General features: G+C 43.5%; 1 protein-coding gene. It reads left to right on the forward strand.

Features of this window, described 5'->3' with window-relative positions:
- Positions 1–234: 234 nt before the first annotated feature.
- Positions 235–849, forward strand: a 615-nt coding sequence (locus R8N47_RS24310) for a cache domain-containing protein (RefSeq protein ID WP_318185993.1), incomplete at its 3' end; no start/stop codon positions are given.

The raw sequence follows: 849 nt of genomic DNA on the forward strand, positions 1-849 counted from the left end.
ATACCGCCACTGATGCCGAGTAGAATTTTCTTTCCTGCTAGTGTTTGCATGTGAGATCTCCAATTTTTCTGGCAGCGAGTTTAGCATAACGGACTGTTTCAGCACCCAAGCAAATCAAATCCACATCAAACTCCACAGCATTAGTTGCGCAAGTGGAGAAAAAACTCCCGCCTATCTCACAGATAATTTGAGCTGATTTTGCAAGATTGAAAAGAAAAAAGAGGTGGTACAAACATGGTGTTGAAAAGTCGAAACAAATTGCTGCTGATAACCTTAATTCCTCTGTTGTTGATCACGACATTGATCTCTGTGGTGTATTACATCAACAGCAGTAAGAGTTTGGAGGCGGAGCTCGTCCGAGACAGACAGGAGCTGATTGATGCGCGTAAGAAAGAGCTAAAAGCCTACATGATGATGGGTGTAACGGCGATTAAGCCGCTGTATGACTCTGACGTTAATGGCAGTAATAAACAAGCGGCGAAAGAAATCTTAAAAGCGATGCGCTTTGAAAGTGATGGGTACTTTTTCGCGTATGATTCTCAAGGTATCAATACCTTACATGCCATCAAACCGTCGCTGGAAGGTAAAAATCTGTATGACCTTAAAGATGAAAATGGCGTTGCGGTGATTGCTGGCTTGATTGATGCATCGCAAAAAGGCGATGGCTTTTTGTATTTCTCTTGGCACAAACCAACCATCAACGCTCAGGCGCCGAAATTGGGTTACGCTGAGTATCTACAAAAATGGGACTGGGTGCTTGGTACCGGTATCTACATTGATGACATCGACCAACAAGTTGCCATGCAGCGTGAATTGCGCACGCAAGAGTTAAATCAACACACTTTATCT

This window comes from Vibrio sp. 2132-1 (genome assembly GCF_033344315.1).